General features: G+C 58.0%; 17 protein-coding genes. 8 read left to right on the forward strand and 9 right to left on the reverse strand.

Features of this window, described 5'->3' with window-relative positions; genetic code table 11:
* Window position 1 precedes the first annotated feature (1 nt).
* The 9 genes from cyoB to ACM6IR_RS14780 all read right to left on the reverse strand — a co-directional run bounded on the left by cyoB (window position 2) and on the right by ACM6IR_RS14780 (window position 9,770).
* Window positions 2–2,032, reverse strand: coding sequence for a cytochrome o ubiquinol oxidase subunit I (gene cyoB, locus ACM6IR_RS14740; protein ID WP_414908399.1), 2,031 nt, complete (start codon window positions 2,030–2,032; stop codon window positions 2–4).
* Between the two features lie 3 nt (window positions 2,033–2,035).
* The gene (gene cyoA / locus ACM6IR_RS14745) at window positions 2,036–2,980 is read right to left on the reverse strand and encodes a ubiquinol oxidase subunit II (RefSeq protein WP_414908400.1); all 945 of its coding nucleotides are present in this window, start codon (window positions 2,978–2,980) and stop codon (window positions 2,036–2,038) included.
* A gap of 829 nt (window positions 2,981–3,809) precedes the next feature.
* Window positions 3,810–4,319 carry a disulfide bond formation protein B gene (locus tag ACM6IR_RS14750; protein WP_414908401.1) on the reverse strand — a complete coding sequence of 170 codons (510 nt, stop codon included), beginning with the start codon at window positions 4,317–4,319 and terminating at the stop codon, window positions 3,810–3,812.
* 132 nt (window positions 4,320–4,451) lie between these two features.
* A complete protein-coding gene (locus ACM6IR_RS14755) occupies window positions 4,452–5,228 on the reverse strand; it encodes an ABC transporter substrate-binding protein (protein ID WP_414908402.1) in 777 nt (258 codons plus the stop codon).
* 293 nt (window positions 5,229–5,521) lie between these two features.
* The gene (moaE, locus tag ACM6IR_RS14760; RefSeq protein WP_414908403.1) at window positions 5,522–5,971 is read right to left on the reverse strand and encodes a molybdopterin synthase catalytic subunit MoaE; all 450 of its coding nucleotides are present in this window, start codon (window positions 5,969–5,971) and stop codon (window positions 5,522–5,524) included.
* Between the two features lie 3 nt (window positions 5,972–5,974).
* Window positions 5,975–6,217, reverse strand: coding sequence for a molybdopterin converting factor subunit 1 (moaD, locus tag ACM6IR_RS14765; RefSeq protein ID WP_414908404.1), 243 nt, complete (start codon window positions 6,215–6,217; stop codon window positions 5,975–5,977).
* Entirely contained in the window at window positions 6,214–6,687 is a 474-nt protein-coding gene (moaC, locus tag ACM6IR_RS14770; RefSeq protein WP_414908405.1) for a cyclic pyranopterin monophosphate synthase MoaC, read from the reverse strand. Before moaC ends, moaD begins: the two co-directional genes overlap by 4 nt.
* Window positions 6,688–6,915: 228 nt before the next feature.
* Window positions 6,916–8,310, reverse strand: a complete 1,395-nt coding sequence (locus tag ACM6IR_RS14775; protein WP_414908406.1) for a PhoH family protein — start codon at window positions 8,308–8,310, stop codon at window positions 6,916–6,918.
* 335 nt (window positions 8,311–8,645) lie between these two features.
* Window positions 8,646–9,770, reverse strand: a complete 1,125-nt coding sequence (locus ACM6IR_RS14780; RefSeq protein WP_414908407.1) for a polysaccharide deacetylase family protein — start codon at window positions 9,768–9,770, stop codon at window positions 8,646–8,648.
* A 269-nt stretch (window positions 9,771–10,039) separates the two neighbouring features.
* On the opposite strand from ACM6IR_RS14780, the gene yaaA reads away from it, so the two are divergent.
* The 8 genes from yaaA to ACM6IR_RS14820 all read left to right on the forward strand — a co-directional run bounded on the left by yaaA (window position 10,040) and on the right by ACM6IR_RS14820 (window position 21,851).
* A complete protein-coding gene (gene yaaA, locus ACM6IR_RS14785) occupies window positions 10,040–10,819 on the forward strand; it encodes a peroxide stress protein YaaA (RefSeq protein WP_414908408.1) in 780 nt (259 codons plus the stop codon).
* Between the two features lie 811 nt (window positions 10,820–11,630).
* Entirely contained in the window at window positions 11,631–12,947 is a 1,317-nt protein-coding gene (locus ACM6IR_RS14790; protein ID WP_414908409.1) for a nucleotide sugar dehydrogenase, read from the forward strand.
* 161 nt (window positions 12,948–13,108) lie between these two features.
* Entirely contained in the window at window positions 13,109–14,590 is a 1,482-nt protein-coding gene (gene alg8 / locus ACM6IR_RS14795) for a mannuronan synthase (RefSeq protein ID WP_414908410.1), read from the forward strand.
* A 35-nt stretch (window positions 14,591–14,625) separates the two neighbouring features.
* Window positions 14,626–15,795, forward strand: a complete 1,170-nt coding sequence (locus tag ACM6IR_RS14800) for a PilZ domain-containing protein (protein WP_414908411.1) — start codon at window positions 14,626–14,628, stop codon at window positions 15,793–15,795.
* Window positions 15,796–15,810: 15 nt separating this feature from the next.
* Window positions 15,811–17,307, forward strand: coding sequence for an alginate biosynthesis TPR repeat lipoprotein AlgK (gene algK / locus ACM6IR_RS14805; protein ID WP_414908412.1), 1,497 nt, complete (start codon window positions 15,811–15,813; stop codon window positions 17,305–17,307).
* Entirely contained in the window at window positions 17,304–18,791 is a 1,488-nt protein-coding gene (locus ACM6IR_RS14810) for an alginate export family protein (protein ID WP_414908413.1), read from the forward strand. Before algK ends, ACM6IR_RS14810 begins: the two co-directional genes overlap by 4 nt.
* 26 nt (window positions 18,792–18,817) lie before the next feature.
* Entirely contained in the window at window positions 18,818–20,392 is a 1,575-nt protein-coding gene (gene algG, locus ACM6IR_RS14815; protein ID WP_414908414.1) for a mannuronan 5-epimerase AlgG, read from the forward strand.
* 10 nt (window positions 20,393–20,402) lie between these two features.
* Entirely contained in the window at window positions 20,403–21,851 is a 1,449-nt protein-coding gene (locus tag ACM6IR_RS14820) for an alginate O-acetyltransferase (RefSeq protein ID WP_414908415.1), read from the forward strand.
* Window positions 21,852–21,860: the final 9 nt, after the last annotated feature.

Here is a 21,860-nt window from a genome sequence, read left to right on the forward strand (position 1 = left end):
TTTAAGCCTGTTCCAACGAGGTTTCAACACGGGTGGCGGTGGCCGGAATTGCTTTGGCCGCTACCAGACGCTTGTGCTGCTCGGCTTCGATGCGCTCGATCACGTCGACCGGCACCATATAGCCCTGGTCATCACGGGCAGCATGGATAACGAAGTAGATCACGGTACCGGCGAGGCCGAAGATGGCCATCCACCAGATGTGCCAGATCATCGCGAAACCGAACACGGTCAACAGAGCACCCATGACCAGGCCGGTCGCGGTGTTGTTTGGCATGTGGATCGGCTCGTACCTGGCTGGCGCCCGGTACGCAGTACCGTTTTCCTTGGCTTCGGTGAACGGGTCGATACCTTCGGCTTTCGGCAGTACGGCAAAGTTGTAGAACGGTGGTGGCGAGGAGGTCGACCACTCCAGCGTGTGGGCATTCCACGGGTCGCCGGCTTCGCACATGTTCTCTGGCTTTTTGCGGTCACGCACACTGACGTACAGCTGGATCAACTGGCAGGCAATACCGACCGCGATCAGGATCGCACCGAACATTGCAACGTGCAGGTACGGGGTCCACTCAGGGTTGGTGGTGCTGTTCAGACGACGGGTCATGCCCATGAAGCCCAGTACATAGAGCGGCATGAATGCGACGAAGAAGCCGGTGATCCAGAACCAGAACGCTGCCTTGCCCCAACCTTCGTGCAGCTTGAAGCCGAACGCTTTAGGGAAGTAGAAGCTGAAGCCTGCGATGTAGCCGAAGACCGCGCCGCCGATGATCACGTTGTGGAAGTGAGCGATCACGAACAGGCTGTTGTGCAGAACGAAGTCCGCACCCGGAATGGCCAGCAATACGCCGGTCATGCCGCCGATAGCGAAGGTCACCATGAAGCCCAGGGTCCATAGAACCTGGCTGGTCATGCGCAGACGGCCCTGATAGATGGTGAACAGCCAGTTGAATAGCTTCACCCCTGTCGGAATCGAAATCAGCATCGTCGCCAGGCCGAAGAAGGCGTTGACGTTGGCACCCGACCCCATGGTGAAGAAGTGGTGCAGCCAGACCATGAAGCCCAGGATCGAGATCGCGCCGCTGGCGTAGACCATCGAGTGGTGGCCGAACAGACGCTTGCCGGAGAAGGTCGAGATGACTTCGGAGAAGATCCCGAACGCCGGCAGAATCAGGATGTAAACCTCGGGGTGACCCCAGGCCCAGAACATATTGACGTACATCATCGGATTGCCACCAAGTTCATTGGTGAAAATGTGGAAATCCATGTAACGGTCAAGCGTCAGCAATGCCAGGGTAGCGGTCAGGATCGGGAAGGAAGCGACGATCAGAACGTTGGCCCAGGTGCAGGTCCAGGTGAAGATTGGCATGTCCATCAGTTTCATGCCCGGGGTACGCATTTTCAGCACGGTGGCCAGGAAGTTGACCCCCGTCAGCGTTGTCCCTAGACCCGATAGCTGTAGCGCCCAGATGTAGTAGTCCACACCCACGCCCGGGCTGTAGCCCAGTTCCGACAGCGGTGGATACGCAACCCAACCGGTACGGGCGAATTCGCCGACACCCAGGGACACGTTGACCAACACAACGCCGGACACCAGCAGCCAGAAGCTCAGGGAGTTCAGGAACGGGTAGGCAACGTCACGGGCGCCGATCTGCAGCGGCACTGCAAGGTTCATCAGGCCGGTGAAGAATGGCATCGCCATGAAGATGATCATGATCACACCGTGAGCGGTGAAGATCTGGTCATAGTGTTCAGGTGGCAGGTAGCCAGGCGAACCTTCGGTGGCCAGGGCCAACTGGGAACGCATCATGATGGCGTCGGCAAAACCACGCAGCAGCATGACCATGGCAACGATGATGTACATCACGCCGATTTTCTTGTGGTCGACCGACGTCAGCCACTCGGTCCACAAGTAGGTCCACTTCTTGAAATAGGTGATTGCAGCGAACACCGCCAGACCACCGAGCGCGATCATGGCGATGGTAATCATCACAATCGGCTCGTGGAACGGAATCGCTTCCCAACTTAATTTACCAAACATCGTTTACTCCTCTGCCCCGGCAGCTGAATGCGAACTCATGTCCATCCCTTCCATGGCGGCCATTTCGTGCTCTTTCTTCTCGTGGTGCATTGGCTTGCCCGGTTGCATGCCTTCGTACTTGTCGACGATGGTCTGGAACAGGTTCGGCGTGAACGAGGAGTAGAGCTCTACTGGATTGTTCTGGCTTGGTTTGGAAAGGGCTTCGTATTCAGCTTTTTCAAGCTGTTTAGGTGCCTTCTTGACATCACTGACCCAGGCATCGAAATCCGCCTGAGAAGTGGAGATAGCTTTGAACTTCATGCCGGTGAAACCTGCGCCGCTGTAGTTGGCGGAGATACCGTCCATTTCAGCGTTCTTGTTGGCAATCAGGTGCAGCTTGGTTTCCATGCCGGCCATTGCGTAGATCTGGCCGCCCAGCCCCGGGATGAAGAACGAGTTCATCACGGTGTCGGAAGTAATTTTGAAGTTGATTGGCGTGTTGGCCGGGAACACGAGCTTGTTGACCGTGGCGATGCCTTGTTCCGGGTAGATGAACAGCCACTTCCAGTCCATCGCGACCACTTCAACGGTGATCGGCTTGACGTCGGATTCCAGCGGACGATACGGGTCAAGCGCGTGGGTCGACTTGTAGGTGACGTAACCCAGGGCAATGATGATCAGGATTGGAACAGCCCACACCGCGACTTCGATCTTGGTGGAGTGGGACCACTTCGGCGTGTAGGTGGCGCTCGTGTTGGACGCACGATATTTCCACGCAAACAGGAAGGTCATGACGATGACTGGCACGACGACCAACAGCATCAGCAGCGTTGCGGTGATGATCAGGTTTCGTTCATCCAGGCCCACCTGGCCCGTGGGATCAAGCAAGGTCATGTTGCAGCCTCCCAGCAACAATGTGCCGAGCAGCGGCAATAAGCCTAGTAATCTGGGGTACCTGTTTTTACTCATCTCACGACCTCTAAAGCAGCTTGCGCAATGCAGTTGGGTTTTGATCGCCAACACTTCACCCTGCCAAGGGTTGGCATTTTTCTTGGATTGAATAAGGGCTGCCCGTCGCGCGTCAGACGCTGTTCGACAAATCCTGGGCCAGCGTTAAGTACTTATTCGAATTCGTGGTCAAAGGCCTTGTTACAGACCAATTCCATTTGGTGCGGATAGTCGGAAGGCTCCGACACCAGGGAGTCGCATGAAGCCAACCGGCCTCTCGACACCCTATTGCTGCTCATGCACCTGAGTCAGGATGAGCAGTGCCGGGTATTCGGTGCGGGCGATTGTAGATATGTAGCGATTCATAAACCATGTCTCATCCCGAAATAATTTTTATCCATTCCAGCAACAATCATTAACGGGTTTCGCAAAAGTCCGGCATCTTATCGAAATTGATTCGCAACAAAAACACCAAAATAAGTAGGGCTACCTCGCCCAGTTCAGACAGTATCGACGGCGCTTCGGCCTCCCTCGACCCTGGCCGAGCCCCCATATGGCAAGGGTTCTGGCAATTCGCCAGGGCCTGTTAAAACTGCCTGTTCCGGTTTTCCAGGGCAGAAGGACTCAGTCGCTTGAAAAGACCAATTTCATTGCGTAATCGGGTACCAATGCACCACCTCGAAATGCCTTGCGACACTCCTACTGTGACAACGTGTCGCACATGTGCCACACCCTTGGTTGTCGCGCATCACGGTGTATTGACCTGGCCTCTGAAATGCAAAAACGCCCCGGCCCTCTCATCGAGGACCGGGGCGTTTTTTTGGGTAACGCAACGGTGCAGCGGATAGCCTCAGAGCAGCGCTTTACGGTTACGCGAAGTGAGCAGCGGCACCAGTATCACGACCAGCACAAAGGCGACCAGCGCCCACTGGGCGAGGGACAGACCGAGAATCGGCGGATACGGTGTGGAGCAGAAACCGTCCACCTGGAAACCCAGCGGAAAGATCTTCGCCAAAGGCAAACCATCGACAATCGGCTGCAGCACATCAATGCCGCAGCTAACCTCAGGGTAGAACTGCGTATAGACGTGATGCCCGGCCACCGCAACGCCGGCCAGGGCGCTGATCACCACCAGGGTTTCAAAAACCGTGATACTGCGACGGGTACGCATGGCGGCACCGATGAAGGCAAAGAGCGCGATCAGCAGCAACGCATAACGCTGCAGGATGCACAGCGGGCATGGCGCCTCACCCAGAACCACTTGCATGTACAGCGCGCCGCCGATCAGCGCCAGGCAAATGATGCCCAGCAACACCAGGTAGCGTCGCTCACGTCCCAACCGCATTGTTTCCTCGCTCATCGCGTTTCCCTTCCAGATATCGATTGTCCCGAAGTCTACACGCTGGCCCCGAGCTTTGAGAGCCCGGAGCACGTGGATAGATTGGGGGAAATAAACGATAAGCCGGTTAAGAAGGGATTAACGTCAGGTCGATCAGTCGCCGTAGATATCAGACTTGAAGTACTTGCCTGAGATCTTCTGGTATTCGCCATTGGCGCGAATGCCGTCGATGGCAGTGTTCAGCTCGGTGACCAACTCAGCGTTGCCCTTGCGCACTGCAATCCCGGCGCCCTCGCCCACGTATTTCGGATCCTTGAGCTCTGGCCCGACAAACGCATAGCCTTTGCCACGAGGCATCGACAAGAAGTCATTCAGCGGGATGGTATCGGCAAAAATGGCATCGAGGCGACCGGCCGCCAGGTCCATGTAGATCTCTTCGTTGTTGCCGTAACGCTTGACGTTGATGCCCTTGGGTTCAAAAACCTCAGTGGCGTAGCGATCAGTGGTGGTTGCGCGCTGCACCCCGACAGTCTTGCCCTTGAGGCTGGCGTACTGGTCATCCACGACTGCGCCGTCCTTCATCACCAGGCGCGATGAGGTGAAGTAGTACTTGTGAGTGAAGTCCACCGACTTCTTGCGGTCTTCATTGATGGTCATGGACGACAGCGCCATGTCGATTTTCTTCACTTTCAGGGAAGGAATCAGACCGTCGAACTCACCTTCGACCCAGACGCACTTGGCCTTCATCTGCGCACACAGGGCATTGCCGATGTCGTAGTCGAAACCAACAATCTCGCCTTGATCGGTTTTGGACGCGAACGGCGGATAAGCCGCTTCGATCCCGATGCGCAAGGTTTTTTCGGCGGCGAACAGGCTGCTGCACGCCAACAGGCTCAGGGCCAGACCGGTGATGAGGGGGAATTTCTTCATGTTCATTTTCTCGCGGTTTGTTGTTGGTTTGGCAAGACAGAAGAAAAAGCTGAAGCGGAGAAGACTTTTTTGTACTTGGAATTCCATACTGGACTTTTATGTATTGGCCGTCAATTGGGGCAAATGAAGTTATGCCGGCCGATGGCCGGGAGGGGAGTCGGTGGGATTTTTGGTGTTGCGGATGGCCCCATCGCGAGCAGGTTCGCTCCCACAGGGATTTACACCGTCCATGTGGGAGCGAGCTTGCTCGCGATGGGGCCAAAGCAGCTAACCAAGAAACAACAGGCTGCAAGCTACTTCCAGCGATCCGCCGCCGCATGATCGCTGTCACGCCCTTCAACCCAACGCGGTCCATCACTGGTGTTTTCTTTCTTCCAGAACGGCGCACGGGTTTTCAGGTAATCCATGACAAAGGCACAGGCGTCGAACGCCGCCTGGCGGTGGGCGCTGGCGGCGCCGACGAAGACAATCGGCTCGCCCGGCTCAAGGGCGCCGATGCGATGCAGCACTTCAAGCTTGAGCAGCGGCCAGCGCTGCTCGGCCTCGCTGGCAATCTTGCCAAGGGCTTTTTCAGTCATGCCCGGATAGTGCTCCAGGAACATCCCGGCAACGTCGAGACCGTCATTGAAGTCGCGCACGTAGCCAACAAAACTCACCACCGCGCCGACGCCCACATTGGCAGCGTGCATGGCGTTGACTTCAGCACCCGGATCGAACGCCATGGACTGCACGCGAATCGCCATGGCTCAGCCCCCGGTTACGGTCGGAAAAAACGCCACTTCATCGCCTTCGACCACTGGCTCGTCGAGCTGGCAGAGGTCTTCGTTGCGCGCGCACATCAGGTTCTGCTCACGCAACACCTCGCTGCCGTCGCGCTGTGCCAGCAACGCACGCACGTCGTCGACGGTGGCGAAGTCGCCTTCGACCTTCACCGAGTCCACACCCAGCGCTTCACGGTAACGGGCAAAAAATTTCACGGTGACGTTCATGGCTGATCCGCCAGGAAATGGCCGCTCTTGCCGCCGACTTTCTCCAGCAGGCGCACGCTTTCGATGGTCATGCCACGATCAACGGCCTTGCACATGTCATAGATAGTCAGCGCGGCGACACTGGCGGCGGTCAACGCCTCCATCTCGACGCCGGTCTGTCCGGACAACTTGCAACGCGCGACGATGCGCACGGTGTCGTCGCCTTCGGCACTCAGCTCGACTTTGACCCCGGTGAGCATCAGCGGATGGCACAACGGAATCAGGTCGCTGGTTTTCTTCGCGGCCTGGATGCCGGCGATCCGTGCCACGGCGAACACATCACCCTTGGGGTGGCCGCCGCTGACGATCATCTGCAGGGTTTCGGGCAGCATGCGCACTAACGCTTGGGCCGTCGCCTCACGGAACGTCACGGCTTTTTCGGTGACGTCGACCATGTTGGCGCGACCTTGAGAATCGAGATGAGTCAGCACAGGTTTACTCCTGATCAGGAGTCCCGATTGTAAACCTGCGGGTCAATTTTTCGCACGTTTGATTGCTATGTCTTTGTAGGAGCGAGGCTTGCCCGCGAATGCGGCGCGTCAGGCAGATTGATGTTGGATGTGCAGCCGTCTTCGCGGGCAAGCCTCGCTCCTACAGGGGTTTTGTGTCGGGCATAAAAAACCGGGCGGCTTTCAGGCCGCCCGGTTTTGGTGAGGCGTTTACAAATGCGATTCGGCGTATTCGGCCAGAATCGAACGTGGCACCCCTTGCAGGGTGATGTGGACACCGTTCGGGAAGTCTTTGAAGCGTTCGGTCAGGTACGTCAGCCCGGAGCTGGTCGCGGACAGGTAAGGGGTGTCGATTTGCGCCAGGTTGCCCAGGCACACCACTTTGGAACCGGCACCGGCACGGGTGATGATGGTTTTCATCTGGTGCGGCGTGAGGTTCTGGCATTCATCGATCAGGATCAGGCTCTGCTGGAAGCTGCGCCCCCTGATGTAGTTGAGGGATTTGAACTGCAACGGCACCTTGCTAAGGATGTAGTCGACACTGCCATGGGTGTTTTCGTCATCCATGTGCAAGGCTTCGAGGTTGTCGGTGATAGCGCCCAGCCAAGGCTCCATTTTTTCTGCTTCGGTGCCGGGCAGGAAACCGATTTCCTGGTCCAGGCCCTGCACACTGCGAGTAGCGATGATCCGGCGATAACGTTTGCTGACCATGGTCTGCTCGATCGCCGCCGCCAGCGCCAGGATGGTTTTACCGGAACCGGCAGCGCCCGTCAGGTTGACCAGGTGGATGTCTGGATCGAGCAAGGCGTACAGCGCCAGGCTCTGATAGATGTCACGCGGTTTCAGGCCCCAGGCTTCCTGGTGCAACAGGGGCTCCTGATGCAGGTCGAGAATCAACAGTTTGTCGCTCTGGATTTCCTTGATCCAGCCAACGAATCCCTGTTCATCGATGATGAACTCATTGACATGCACCGCCGGCAGGTTGTCGATCAACTGCACCTGGTGCCAGGTGCGGCCATGGTCCTGACGGGTTTCGACATTCCTCACCCGGTCCCAGAAGGAGCCGGTCATGTTGTGATAACCGTTGGGCAGCAGCGAAACGTCATCGACCAGTTGGTCGGTGCTGTAGTCCTCGGCCGCGATCCCGCACGCCCGGGCCTTGAGGCGCATGTTGATGTCTTTGGTGACCAGCACGACGGGCAGCTTTGGTTCGCGCGCGTGCAAGTCAATCAACTGGTTGATGATGATGTTGTCGTTCAGGTGTTCGGGAAGAATGATGTTTGGTTCGGCACGCTTGCTCATCAGAATTGACAGCAAGCCCTTGGGCCCACTTTTGCCACGCTGGATCGGCACACCCAGTTCAACGTCTTCGGGGCTGGCATCGCCCAGCGTCTTGTCGATCAGGCGAATCGCCTGACGGCATTCCGCAGCCACGCTGTGATGCCCGCTCTTGAGCTTGTCCAGCTCTTCAAGCACGGTCATCGGGATCGCGACGTGGTGTTCTTCGAAGTTAAGCAGGGCGTTTGGATCGTGAATCAATACGTTGGTATCGAGTACATAAAGGATTGGCTGGTTGGAGGAAGAACTACGTCCGTGATCATCCATACTCGGTCACCTTTGTGGGAGCCAGTCGACGCAATACCGTTACAGTGCTGCGCCTCGAAGTGGCCACCGAATTCACCTGCGAGGAGTCAAGTGAACTGCACACAAACTGGGTCTTGGGAGACGCCACCTGTGTTGCAGGTTTCGGCGGTCTGTCTTCGTAATACTCCAAAACCCATGACAGAAAAAAGTACTTTGACGTTTTTTTGAAGTTTATTTTTCAGAATGACCAATAGCACTAGGCGGATGGCCATCACCCCGTTAAAGTCGGAAGTCCGCCTGCATCGAAATCCCGCCTGAAATCGCCCCATCCCCAACGTTTGTTGGCTTTCCCCGTTTCAGCGAAACGCATCCTGACAGTCTTCCCATCCGATCCCGCTTGGCGCCGTTTGCGTGATAAGCCAGGGCATCGCCGTTTTCACTGCATCCTGCTTCGCATTGAAGTTGATCACCCCATGGCGCCACAGCAACATCAGGGTCAACACCCGTTGCCCACTCTGTTTGCCTTTGAGCTTGCCCGCACCGTCCTGTGCATCGATATCCCACAGCGCCACTTGCAATCCCTGAGACTTGAAGAAGCCTTCGGCGTCCGAACGGCGCTGGCCATCGGGCGGACGAAACAGCGGGACGTAGTTTTCCGGCAGTTTGCTTTTAACCAGCTCGACGCTGCGTCGCACCGAATCCTGCCAGTCCTGCCAGTGGCTGTGGGAGCGGAACTCCCAACCCTGCACGCCGATGCACTGTTGTGAGTAAGTCGCCTGCAGGCTGGCCACCGAGTGTTCTGCCAGGCGGGCCTGGATGTCCTTGCCCAGGACGAAGAACGTGCCGTTCATGTTCGACTTGCGCAGGTACTCCGCAATCCAGGCCGTGTTGTCCGGCGAGGCATTCGCCGCACTGTCGAAGCTCAGCAAAAACAGCCGGTCATTCATCCCATCGCCATTACGCTCGTAGTCGCCAAAACGATCGACTTCGCTGCTGGTTTGCGGAAACAGCGCCGCTTTGCGCAATTGCTCGTCCAGGTACTGGGCGTGGAACAGCCGGCTCGGCTCGGCCCACTTTATGTAGTAGCTGTCATCGCTGACCTTAAACTTGGCGGCCTGCCCACGCAGGGTCTCCATGTCTTCGACCAGGAAACAGAAAGAAGCATCCTGATCGCAGCTCTGCTGCGCGAAGTTGTAATTGACCAACAGGCGCTGCCACATGCGCTGGCGCAGGTGGTTGATCGACTCCAGATTGATCGTGCGCAAGCCTAACCGCTGGGCCAGGGTCGCTTCGTCCAGGGATTCACTGGCCAGCAGGACACGGGCGAACATGAGTATTTCGGCCCGTGATGCAACGTCGAACAGGGTCGGGCTGCCGAGCTGTTCAGGCCAGGCAGCGCGGTCAAACGTTGCCACATCGTTTGGCGCCGCCAGGGCACCGAAGCTCAACAGCCAGGCCGACAATAGAAAAACGATACGCAAAGGGGCGTCTCCATAACAAAACCCGCGCGGCACTATAGCTGATCGCGCCCACATTCCCGCAGCAGCACCGATCTCCTGTAGGAGCGAGGCTTGCCCGCGAATACGGTGTATCAGTTACCGATGATGTTGACTGACACACCGTATTCGCGGGCAAGCCTCGCTCCTACAAGTGTTGCAGATTGCCGCCGATCATCACCTATGGACTTGATAGCTGGAGTCAACACGGACAACCCCCTAGAATCGCCCCCACGAAAAAAGGAGACGACTTCATGCTGATGGTGATTTCCCCCGCCAAGACCCTCGATTACGAAACACCGCCGGCGATCCAGCGCTTTACCCAACCGCAATACCTCGATCACTCCCAAGAGCTGATCATGCAATTGCGCGATCTGACACCTGCGCAAATCAGTGAATTGATGCACGTCTCCGACAAGATCGGCGGGCTCAATGCCGCGCGTTTCGGTAGCTGGACGCCAGCATTCACCCCGGAAAACGCCAAGCAGGCACTGTTGGCGTTCAAGGGAGACGTGTACACCGGGTTGAACGCTCAGACGTTCAGCGAAGCCGATTTCGACTATGCCCAGCAGCACCTGCGCATGCTGTCCGGCCTGTACGGCCTGTTGCGCCCACTGGACCTGATGCAGCCATATCGACTGGAGATGGGCACTAAACTGTCGAATGCCCGCGGTAAGGACCTGTATGCCTTCTGGGGCACGCGGATCAGCGAATGGCTGAACGAAGCCCTGGTTGATCAAGGGGATGACGTGCTGCTGAACCTGGCGTCCAACGAGTACTTCTCCGCGGTCAAGCGCAACGCCTTGAACGCTCGCATCATTAACACCGAGTTCAAGGACCTGAAGAACGGCCAGTACAAAATCATCAGTTTCTACGCGAAAAAAGCGCGCGGCATGATGAGCCGCTTCGTCATCGAAGAGCGTATCAACGACCCGGCACACCTCAAGCAATTCGATGTACAAGGCTATCGCTACAGCGCCGAACAGTCCAAACCGGACAATTTGGTTTTCCTGCGCGATCACGCCCCCGAGTAACTCGATCGTCGGCGCACGATCTCAAGAAATCGTCGTGCGCCATCGCTTGATTGTCGACCCAATCTCCGCCCTAATCGCCATTTTTATGGCGTCAAATTTCAAGCACTCAATTTCTTAACTTTTGTTTCACTCGACTTCTGTGATTTTTTTCAGTAGTGGCACTGAAAAATTTTATCGGTAGTGGCACAAAACCATCTAATTCGATAATTAGCCTATATATAAAGGGCCAAACGGCAAGTGCTATCAATATGAAAGCAGTGCCATCTTTCTCGATATTTCAAGAAATTTCATAATTCGTGATGGGCGGGCAGGAACTATGTCCAAATGCGTCGCTCATACCATCGGTAACGATTCTCACAGTGCTTGTACGAGATAACTTACGCAGATAAGAGATTCACGCAGCGAAGTTGTCACATTAACTTCAGTTGATTAATCCCTGATTTGGGCAACACATGAAGGACAGGAGATAACGCATTAACACTATCCCCTACAAGGCCAAGGCTGCGCCCCTATAAACGTGCTCATCTGAGCACCCAACCGCTTGATTTACGGGCTTACGGCCTGGCATTGAGCGCGCAAGACCTTTGCACGAACGTCCTCTGACTAGAGGATGCGCTGCATAACAGGGCAAGCCATAACAATAAAGCCTAGTTACGCATACCTTGAGTGCGCTTATTTCGACACTCGGAACTTTGTATGCCTGCACACGGCATTGTGGCGTCTGTCATGCCGCACTTCGTAGTGCACTATGACCGCTGAACACTATTAACTCCAGCCATGTAATGGCTTGATAATCACAGAGGTAAATGCGATGCGCATCAGCATATTTGGTTTGGGTTACGTCGGTGCAGTATGTGCCGGTTGCCTGTCTGCACGGGGCCACGACGTCGTTGGCGTCGATGTTGCCAAAGACAAGATCGATATGATCAATGCCGGCAAATCGCCGATCGTTGAACCGGGTCTGGGCGAACTTCTGCAGAAGGGTATTGAGACCGGCCGTCTGCGCGGTACGACCAACTTCGCCGAGGCGATTCGCGACACCGACTTGTCGATGATCTGCGTCGGTACGCCGAGCAAGAAGAACGGCGACCTGGAACTGAACTACATCGAAGCAGTGTGCCGCGAGATCGGTTTTGTCCTGCGTGACAAGACCTCCCGCCACACCATCGTGGTTCGCAGCACCGTGCTGCCGGGTACCGTCGCCAACGTGGTGATCCCGATCCTCGAAGATTGCTCCGGCAAGAAAGCAGGCGTCGACTTCGGCGTGGCGGTCAACCCGGAGTTCCTGCGTGAAAGTACTGCGATCGCGGATTACGACCTGCCACCGATGACCGTTATCGGCGAGTTCGACAAGGCTAGCGGCGACGTTCTGCAATCACTGTACGAAGAGCTCGACGCACCGATCATCCGCAAGGACATCGCTGTCGCCGAGATGATCAAGTACACCTGCAACGTGTGGCACGCCACCAAGGTGACCTTCGCCAACGAGATCGGCAACATCGCCAAGGCTGTCGGCGTCGATGGTCGCGAAGTGATGGAAGTGGTCTGCCAGGACAAAACCCTGAACCTGTCGCAGTACTACATGCGCCCTGGCTTCGCATTCGGCGGTTCATGCCTGCCCAAAGATGTGCGCGCCCTGACCTTCCGCGCTGGTTCGCTGGACGTCGATGCGCCGCTGCTGAACTCGCTGATGCGCAGTAACGAATCGCAAGTGCAGAACGCCTTCGACATCGTTTCCAGCCACGACAAACGCAAAGTTGCCCTGCTGGGACTGAGCTTCAAGGCCGGCACCGACGACCTGCGCGAAAGCCCGCTGGTTGATCTGGCGGAAATGCTGATCGGCAAGGGTTACGACCTGAGCATCTACGACAGCAACGTCGAATACGCCCGCGTTCACGGTGCGAACAAGGATTACATCGAGTCGAAGATTCCTCACGTCTCGTCCTTGCTCAACGCTGACTTCGACGACGTGATCAACAACTCCGACGTGATCATCCTCGGCAACCGTGACGAGAAATTCCGCGCCCTGGCGCTGGAAGCACCGCACGGCAAGCAAGTGATCGACCTGGTCGGTTTCATGTCCAAAGCCACCAGCGTTACCGGTCGCACCGAAGGCATCTGCTGGTAACACACCGCCCTCTGTAGGAGCCAGGCTTGCCGGCGAACCAGGCGAGGCGATGTTTCAGGCACACCCTTCGCGGGCAAGCCTCGCTCCTACAGCTTTTTTGCCTGCCTTAACCCCATCGGGCCACCCCACAGGCTTGCCCGAGAACGAGACGGATGCAGACTATGCACAGGCTAAAGCACGGCCTACTTCAGGCCGCCGGTTGGCTGTTCTACCTAAGTTTATTGATGGGCATCGCCATGGCGTTGCCTGCGTCCACGTTCGACTCCGAGTCGAAGGACTTCATCTTCCTGATCGGTTTTATCGGGATCTGGCGTTACTCGATGGGTGCCACGCACTTTCTGCGCGGCATGCTGTTTCTGTACGTGGTCTACCCGCACCTGCGGCGCAAAGTGCGCAAGCTGGGCAAAGCGGCAAACCCGTCCCATGTCTATTTGATGGTGACGAGTTTCCGCATCGACGCGCTCACCACCGCGCAGGTGTACAGCTCGGTGATTCGCGAAGCGATCGACTGTGGCCTGCCGACCACCATGGTGTGCTCGATCGTGGAAATGTCCGATGAGCTGCTGGTGAAAAGCCTTTGGGCCCGGATGAATCCACCGGACCGCGTCAAACTCGACTTCGTGCGCATTCCCGGCACCGGTAAACGCGATGGTCTGGCCTACGGTTTCCGCGCCATCTCCCGCCACCTGCCGGACGACCGCGCCGTGGTTGCCGTGATCGATGGCGATACCGTGCTCGCCCCTGGCGTCGTGCTCAAGACCGTGCCGTGGTTCCAGTTGTTCGGCAACGTCGGCGGCCTGACCACCAACGAGTTCTGCGAAGTGCGCGGCGGTTACATCATGAGCGAGTGGCACAAACTGCGATTCGCCCAGCGCCACATCAACATGTGCTCAATGGCCCTGTCCAAGCGCGTGCTGACCATGACCGGTCGGATGTCGGTGTTCCGTGCGACGGTCGTGACCGACCCGGACTTCATCGCCGACGTGGAAAGCGACTCGCTGCAACACTGGCGCCTGGGCCGCTTCAAGTTCCTTACCGGTGATGACAAGTCGAGCTGGTTCAGCCTGATGCGCCTGGGCTACGACACGTTCTACGTGCCGGACGCCGCGATCCACACCGTGGAGCACCCGCCGGAAAAAAGCTTCATCAAGGCCAGTCGCAAACTGATGTTCCGCTGGTACGGCAACAACCTGCGCCAGAACTCCCGCGCCCTGGGCCTGGGGATGAAACGCCTCGGCCTGTTCACCTCGGTGGTGCTGTTCGACCAGCGTGTGTCGATGTGGACGTCGCTACTTGGCCTCACTGTCGCGCTCATCGCCAGCTTCAAGTACGGCACCGCGTTCATCCTGGTTTATCTGCTGTGGATTGGCATCACCCGCCTGATCCTGACGCTGCTGCTGTCTTGCTCCGGCCACCGGATCGGCCCGGCCTACCCGGCGATTCTCTATTACAACCAGATCGTCGGCGCGCTGGTGAAGATCTACGTGTTCTTCCGCCTCGACCAACAATCCTGGACTCGCCAGGACACCAAATTGACCCGTGATCTCGCCAGCTTTCAACGTTGGTTCAACACCTGGTCGTCTCGGACCATGACCTTCTCCGCAGGCAGCATTTTTGTCGCCGTGCTGCTGATGATGGTCTGACCGAACTCGCCTGAATTAACTAGGAAATCGCCCATATGAATACCGCCGTCAACGCCAACGTAGTGCATGAATCAGAAGCCCAGCGCCAACACGCCCGCGTGAAAATCCCGGCCAAACTGCGCTTCTTCGGTCCTGACCGGACCCCGGTTGAAGCTCGAGTGATCGACCTGTCCGCTGGCGGGCTGGCCTTCAATGCCGGTCAGTTGCCCCTCAAGATTGGCGATGTGTACAAGGCCCGCCTGCAATTCGTCATCGATAACCTCGGCCTGGCCATGGACGTGGAGATGCAGGTACGCTCCTTCGATCGCCCGACCGGTCGTGCCGGGTGCCAGTTCCAGAACCTGGAACCACAAGACATCTCGACCCTGCGTCACCTGATCACCTCTCACCTGGCCGGCGACATCGTCAGCATGGGTGAAGTGCTGGCCACGCTGCAGCGCGACAACTTCACCAAGGCACGCAAGGTCAAGGATGGTGGCCACGGCATGTCCCCGTTCGGTCGTCTGCGTGCAGTGACGTTCAGCCTGGCAATTTTCCTCGTCGGTCTTGCGGCGTTCGGTTTCATTTTCAAATCGGTGTACGGCATGTACTTCGTCAGCCACGCACAGGCTGGCCTGGTCACTGTGCCGGGCATGAACATCACCATGCCGCGTGACGGCACCGTGCAGAGCCTGATCAAAGCCGACGGCGTGGCCGCCAAAGGCGCACCGCTGGCGACATTCAGCACCAGCATGCTCGACGTGCTCAAGGGCCATCTGGACGAAGAGCAGCTGCAACCCGCCAAGGTTGAAGAACTGTTCGGCAAGCAAATGACCGGCACCCTGACCTCGCCGTGCGATTGCACCGTGGCGCAACAACTGGTCGCCAACGGTCAGTACGCCAGCAAAGGCGACGTGATCTTCCAACTGGTGCCGCGTAACACCCAAGCCAACGTTGAAGCACGCTTCTCCTATCGCCAGTTCGGCGACGTGCGTCCGGGCAGTCCGGTCCGCTTCCAGATCGCCGGTGAAGACAAATCCCGCACCGGCAAGATCGTCAGCAGCACCAGCCTGAAAAGCGCCGACCTGTCCTCCGACATCCGCGTGTTGATCCAGCCGGACGAGCCACTGGACAGCAAGCTCGCCGGTCGCCCGGTTGAAGTGAACAGTGACCGTGGCCCGAACCTGAACTGGCTGATCGACAAAGCCATGGCTTCCGGACTTTAAGCAGAGGACATGCCCGTGATGACTCCTATCCTCAACACACCGCAAACCCTGTGGGAGCGAGCCTGCTCGCGAAGGGGTCCGCTCGGTTTGTCTGATGCACCGAGCCGCAGCCTTCGCGAGCAGGCTCGCTCCCACATGGGCTCACTGTGTGCAGTAGCTTTGGCCGTCAGCCTGGCCGGTTGCGCCGGCCTGCCCGACCAGCGTCTGGCCAATGAAGCCTTAAAGCGCGGTGACACCGCGCTGGCAGCGCAGAACTACCAGCAACTGGCCGACCTGGGCTACAGCGAAGCACAAGTGGGCCTCGCCGACATCCAGGTCGACAGCCATGACCCGGCGCAGATGAAGCAGGCCGAGGCGACTTACCGCGCGGCTGCCGATGTTTCGCCACGGGCTCAGGCGCGCCTGGGTCGTTTGTTGGTGGCCAAACCCGGCTCCACCGAAGCCGAACAACACGAAGCCGAAGGCCTGTTGAAGAAAGCCTCCATCGCGGGTGAAGGCAACACCCTGATTCCGCTGGCGATGCTGTACCTGCAATACCCTCACAGTTTCCCGAACATCAACGCCCAGCAACAGATCAGCCAATGGCGCGCCGAAGGCAAACCGGAAGCGGGCCTGGCCCAAGTGCTGCTGTATCGCACCCAAGGCACTTACGACCAGCACCTGGACGAAGTGGAAAAGATCTGCAAAGCCGCGCTGAACACCACCGACATCTGCTACGTAGAACTGGCCACGGTCTATCAGAAAAAGGCCCAGCCGGAACAACAGGCCGGGCTGATCAAGCAGATGCAAGCCGCTCACGCCCGTGGCAGCGTTTCCGCTCGGCGGGTGGACAGTGTTGCTCGTGTACTCAGCGATGCAACCCTGGGCAAGACCGACGAAAAAACCGCCCAGTCGTTGCTCGAAGACATCGCCCCCGGCTACCCCGCTTCCTGGGTCAGCCTGGCGCAATTGCTCTACGACTTCCCGGAACTCGGTGACGTCGACACGATGATGAAGTACCTGGACAACGGCCGCGCCGCCGACCAACCCCGCGCCGAACTGTTGCTGGGCAAGCTCTACTACGAAGGTAAATGGGTGCCGGCCGACGCAAAAGTCGCCGAAGAACACTTCCAGAAAGCCGTCGGCAAGGAAGTCGCCGCCGATTATTACCTCGGCCAGATCTATCGCCGGGGTTACCTGGGCAAGGTCTATTCGCAGAAAGCCCTGGATCACCTGCTCAAGGCTGCGCGTAACGGCCAGAACAGTGCCGACTTCGCCATCGCCCAACTGTTTTCCCAAGGCAAGGGCACCAAGCCCGACCCGCTCAATGCTTATGTCTTCAGCCAGCTGGCCAAGGCTCAGGACACCCCGCAAGCCACTGAGCTTGCGCAAACAATCGAAACCCAACTGCCGCCTGCCCAGCTCGCCGAGGCCCAACGCCTGTTGAAACAAGAACAGGCCGTTCGCGCAACCTTGAGCAAGAACACGCTGGAACTGCATGCCCTGCAAGAAGACGGCGAGGAATCCCTATGAAGTTGAATCCATTCGTTAAGGCCGGTATCGGCCTGACATGCGCCCTGCTGTGGTCGTGCCCGACCCTGGCAGCCCTGACCGAAAGCAAGAACTACGGCCTTGACGTGAAAGTCACTGCCCAGTCCGAAGGCGACACAGACCTGGGTACGCAAAGTGGCGGCGACGTCAACGGCATCGGCCTCGACCTGCGTCCCTGGGTCTATGGCGAAAGCGGCGCGTGGAGCGCCTACGCCATGGGGCAGGCCGTGACCGCCACTGACATCATTGAGACAGACACCCTGCAAGGGACCAACGGCGACGGCACCCAGACCACCAACAGCGGTGATCGCCAGACCAAGAGAAACTACCTGGCGATGCGCGAATTCTGGGTCGGCTACAGCGGCCTCACGCCGTACCCCGGCGAGATGCTCAAGCTCGGTCGCCAACGCCTGCGCAACGATGACGGCCAATGGCGCGACACCAACATCGAAGCCCTGAACTGGACCTTCGACACTACCCTGTTGCGCGCCAACGCCGGTGTCGCCGAACGCTTCAGCGAATACCGCACCGACCTGACAGAACTGTCCCCCAAAGACAAAGATCGCCAGCACGCCTATGCGGATGCAGCGTATCAATGGACACCGGGCAACTGGGTCGGCATTCGTGGTCATCACACCCACGATAACGGCAAGCTGGACTACCCAGAGCCGGGCGTGCCTGCCGATACCCTGGACAAGAAACAGAATGGCAACATCAGCTGGATCGGCCTCACCGCCGACAGCGATGCCTATAACTGGCGCAATACCAACACCGTCAATTATTGGGGCAGCGTCACCGGCATGAGCGGCGACATCGACAAGGTCAACCCGCTGAACGCCGACGGCACCGCACCGGCCCAAGCCAAAACCAGTGGCAGCGTCGATGGCTGGGCCACCGACCTGGGCGTGCGCCTGCGCCTTGATCCGCAATGGCAGGTCGGTGCAGCGTATGCCCGTGCCAGCCCCGATTACGAACAGAACGGCCTGGAAAGCAACCGCTCGAACTACACCGGTACTCGTTCGCGGGCGCACCGTTTCGGCGAAGCCTTCCGTGGCGAAATGCAGAACATGCAGAGCGGCACACTGTTCGGTTCCTGGATGCTCAACGACGAATACGACGCCAGCCTGATCTACCACAAATTCTGGCGTGTCGACGGCAACAAGCCTGTCGGCAGCAACGGTATCAATGCCGTTGAGAACAACACCGATGACGCTACCGGTGCGATTCTCTCCAGCACCTCCCTGCCGTTGAATGATGGCACCAAGGACCTCGGCCAGGAAATGGACGTGGTCGTCACCAAGTACTTCAAGCAAGGCCTGCTGCCTGCATCCATGAGCCAATCGATCGATGAGCCTTCGGCCCTGGTGCGTTTGCGTGGCGGTGTGTTCAAGCCCGGCGATGCCTACGGAAAAGGCGTCGACTCGTACATGCACCGCGCGTTTATCGACGTGATCTGGCGCTTCTGATGCGAACCGCGAAGGGAGTGCCCGACATGAACAGTCCGAAAAGAGGCTCACTGACCCTGTTGGCCGGCGCGATGCTGCTGGCAAGCTCGGCCGCCTTCGCGACGGCGGAGCCTGTCGCCAAACCGGTGACCATGGCCAAGGAACTGCAACAGGCCAAAACCTACACCGTCAGCAGCGCCCCAACCGCGCCGCTGGAGATTGCAAAGCCCACATTGCCGGACACCTCCGGCTACACCGCCGACGCCATCGCCGCGAAAATCGTGCGCACCAAAGCCGGTAAAATCAGCGTGCGCCGGATGATGCAGGAAGACGCTCTGAAGGACTTCATTGGCGGCGACAACAAGATGGCCGAATGGGTGGTGCGCCAGCACGGTATCCCGCAGGCGATTTTTGTCGACGACGGCTACATGAACCTCAAGGATCTGGCGAAAAAACTGCCCAAGCAGTACTTCAGCGAAACCTCGCCGGGCGTGTTCCTGGCGAAGTTGCCGATCGTGGTCGGTCGACACGGCATCCTCGAAATCGACAAGCAGACCCAGGAACTGCGCCTGTCCCAAGAAGCCGGTTCGTTCCTGGTCAACGACGGCCAGCTGTTTGTACGTGACACCAAAATCACTGGCTGGCGCGAGAAAGACAACGGCCCGGCGACGTTCACCTCGCCCAAGGAATTCCGTCCGTTCCTGCTGTCCTGGGGCGGCACTGAAACCTACATCGCCAACAGCAAGATCGCCAGTTTCGGCTACGCCAACAGTAAGTCCTACGGCGTGAGTATTTCCCAATACACGCCGAACATGGCCAAGGTCCTCAAGCGCCCTGAACCGACTGGCTGGATCATCGGCTCCGAATTCTCGGACATGTGGTATGGCTTCTACTGCTACGAAACCCGCGACTTCGTGGTCAAGGGCAACACCTACAAAGACAACATCGTCTACGGCATCGACCCGCACGACCGCTCCCACGGTCTGATCATCGCCGACAACACGGTGCACGGCACAAAGAAGAAGCACGGGATCATTATTTCCCGCGAGGTCAACGACAGCTTCATCTTCAACAACCGCAGCTACGACAACAAGTTGTCGGGCCTGGTGATCGACCGTAACAGCGTGAACAACCTGATCGCCTACAACGAGATCTACAAGAACCACACGGACGGCATCACCCTCTATGAGAGTGCCGACAACCTGTTGTATGCCAACAAGGTGATCAGCAACCGTCGCCACGGCATCCGCATTCGTAACAGCGTGAACATCCGTCTCTACGAAAACCTGTCACTGGCCAACGGCCTGACCGGCGTTTATGGCCACATCAAAGACCTGAGTGATACCGACCGCGACATCAAGCTCGACCCGTTCGACGCCGAGGTCTCGCTGATCGTGGTCGGTGGTGAACTGGCCGGCAACGGCAGCGGGCCGCTGTCCATCGACTCGCCGCTGAGCGTCGAGTTGTATCGCGTGTCCATGCTCGCCCCGACCAAATCCAGCGGCATCAGCTTCAACGGGATTCTTGGCGACCGTCAGGATGAAATTCTCGACCTGCTGGTGCGCCAGCAGAAAGCCGTGCTGATCGACCCTGTCGAACGCCAGACCAAACTGCGGGACTGAGGATAATTTTATGCACCCACACTTGATCAAATTACTCAGCCTCTCGGCCCTGACCGCCGGCATTCTTGCGGCCAGCGCGGGTGTTCGCGCCGATGAAGCTGCGGCACCAAAATTCAGTGCCGAACCGTGCTGCAACCTGTGCCCCGAAGCGCACGACGCGAAGAACTACACCACGCGCTACCAGCAGAACTTCACCACACTGGTGCAGGCTCAGGGCGACTGGTTGTTCCGGACTCAGGAAGACTTGCGCACCGAATTCGATACCTCGCCCGCCGGCTACAAACGCTTGAAAGAACTGCACGATGCGTTCAAGAGCAAAGGCGTGGAACTGGTCGTCGTTTACCAGCCGACCCGTGGCCTGGTGAACCGCAACAAGCTCAACCCGCAAGAGAAGGCCAAATTCGATTTCGACAAGGCGCTGAAGAACTACAAGACCATGCTCGGGCGTTTTGCCGCCATGGGCTACGTGGTACCGGACCTGTCGCCGCTGACCAACGAGTCGCTGCCCGACACCCTGCCCGCCCACGACTTCTACTTCCGCGGCGACCAGCACTGGACGCCGTATGGCGCCCAGCGCACAGCGAAAATCGTCGGCGAAAAAATCAAGCAAATGCCTGAGTTTGCGGGCATACCGAAACGCGAATTCGAGACCCATAGGTCGGGTCGCATGGGCAAGACCGGAACGTTACACAACATGGCCGGTCAACTCTGTGGCACCAGCTACGCGATCCAGTACATGGATCAGTTCACCACCGAGCCCAAAGGCGAAGCAGCCGATGGCGATCTGTTCAGTGACTCCGGTAACCCGCAGATCACCCTGGTCGGCACCAGCCACAGTGGCAAGAACTACAACTTCGCCGGTTTCCTCGAAGAGGCCATCGGCGCCGACATCCTCAACGTGGCGTTTCCCGGCGGTGGCCTGGAAGGTTCGATGCTGCAGTACCTGGGCAGCGAAGAGTTCCAGACCAAGCCGCCGAAGATACTGATCTGGGAATTCTCGCCGCTCTACCGCCTCGACCAGGAAACCATCTACCGCCAGATGATGGCGCTGCTGGACAACGGTTGCGAAGGCAAGGATGCACAAATGACCGGCAGCACCACATTGAAACCGGGCAAAAACGAATTGATGGTCAACAGCAAAAACCTGAACCTGCAAAACAGCAGTCATCAGGTCGACATCCGCTTCGCCGATCCGTCGGTGAAAACGCTGCAAGCCACCCTCTGGTACATGAACGGCCGCCACGAGGACATCAAGATCGATAAACCACAAACTTCCGATACTGACGGGCGTTTCGCCTTTGAGTTGCGCACGGACGAAGACTGGGCCACGCAGAACCTGCTGGCCGTCGAAATCCAGGGCCCTGAAGCCGGTGCCGCGCCACAGAAAGTCGAAGCGAAAATCTGCAAACGCAACGTATTCCCTGGCGCTGGGCAGCGTACCGCTCAGGCCGGGCAATGAGGTTACCTC

The sequence above is a fragment of the Pseudomonas sp. IT-P253 genome, assembly GCF_949768125.1.
GTDB lineage: Bacteria > Pseudomonadota > Gammaproteobacteria > Pseudomonadales > Pseudomonadaceae > Aquipseudomonas.

Excerpts from the sequence above, each read along its gene's own strand:
- cyoB (WP_414908399.1), bottom strand. The coding sequence starts at position 2,032 with ATGTTTGGTAAATTAAGTTGGGAAGCGATTCCGTTCCACGAGCCGATT.
- cyoA (WP_414908400.1), bottom strand. The coding sequence starts at position 2,980 with ATGAGTAAAAACAGGTACCCCAGATTACTAGGCTTATTGCCGCTGCTC.
- ACM6IR_RS14750 (WP_414908401.1), bottom strand. The coding sequence starts at position 4,319 with ATGAGCGAGGAAACAATGCGGTTGGGACGTGAGCGACGCTACCTGGTG.
- ACM6IR_RS14755 (WP_414908402.1), bottom strand. The coding sequence starts at position 5,228 with ATGAAGAAATTCCCCCTCATCACCGGTCTGGCCCTGAGCCTGTTGGCG.
- moaE (WP_414908403.1), bottom strand. The coding sequence starts at position 5,971 with ATGGCGATTCGCGTGCAGTCCATGGCGTTCGATCCGGGTGCTGAAGTC.
- moaD (WP_414908404.1), bottom strand. The coding sequence starts at position 6,217 with ATGAACGTCACCGTGAAATTTTTTGCCCGTTACCGTGAAGCGCTGGGT.
- ACM6IR_RS14775 (WP_414908406.1), bottom strand. The coding sequence starts at position 8,310 with ATGGATGATCACGGACGTAGTTCTTCCTCCAACCAGCCAATCCTTTAT.
- yaaA (WP_414908408.1), top strand. The coding sequence starts at position 10,040 with ATGCTGATGGTGATTTCCCCCGCCAAGACCCTCGATTACGAAACACCG.
- ACM6IR_RS14790 (WP_414908409.1), top strand. The coding sequence starts at position 11,631 with ATGCGCATCAGCATATTTGGTTTGGGTTACGTCGGTGCAGTATGTGCC.
- alg8 (WP_414908410.1), top strand. The coding sequence starts at position 13,109 with ATGCACAGGCTAAAGCACGGCCTACTTCAGGCCGCCGGTTGGCTGTTC.
- ACM6IR_RS14800 (WP_414908411.1), top strand. The coding sequence starts at position 14,626 with ATGAATACCGCCGTCAACGCCAACGTAGTGCATGAATCAGAAGCCCAG.
- ACM6IR_RS14810 (WP_414908413.1), top strand. The coding sequence starts at position 17,304 with ATGAAGTTGAATCCATTCGTTAAGGCCGGTATCGGCCTGACATGCGCC.
- algG (WP_414908414.1), top strand. The coding sequence starts at position 18,818 with ATGAACAGTCCGAAAAGAGGCTCACTGACCCTGTTGGCCGGCGCGATG.
- ACM6IR_RS14820 (WP_414908415.1), top strand. The coding sequence starts at position 20,403 with ATGCACCCACACTTGATCAAATTACTCAGCCTCTCGGCCCTGACCGCC.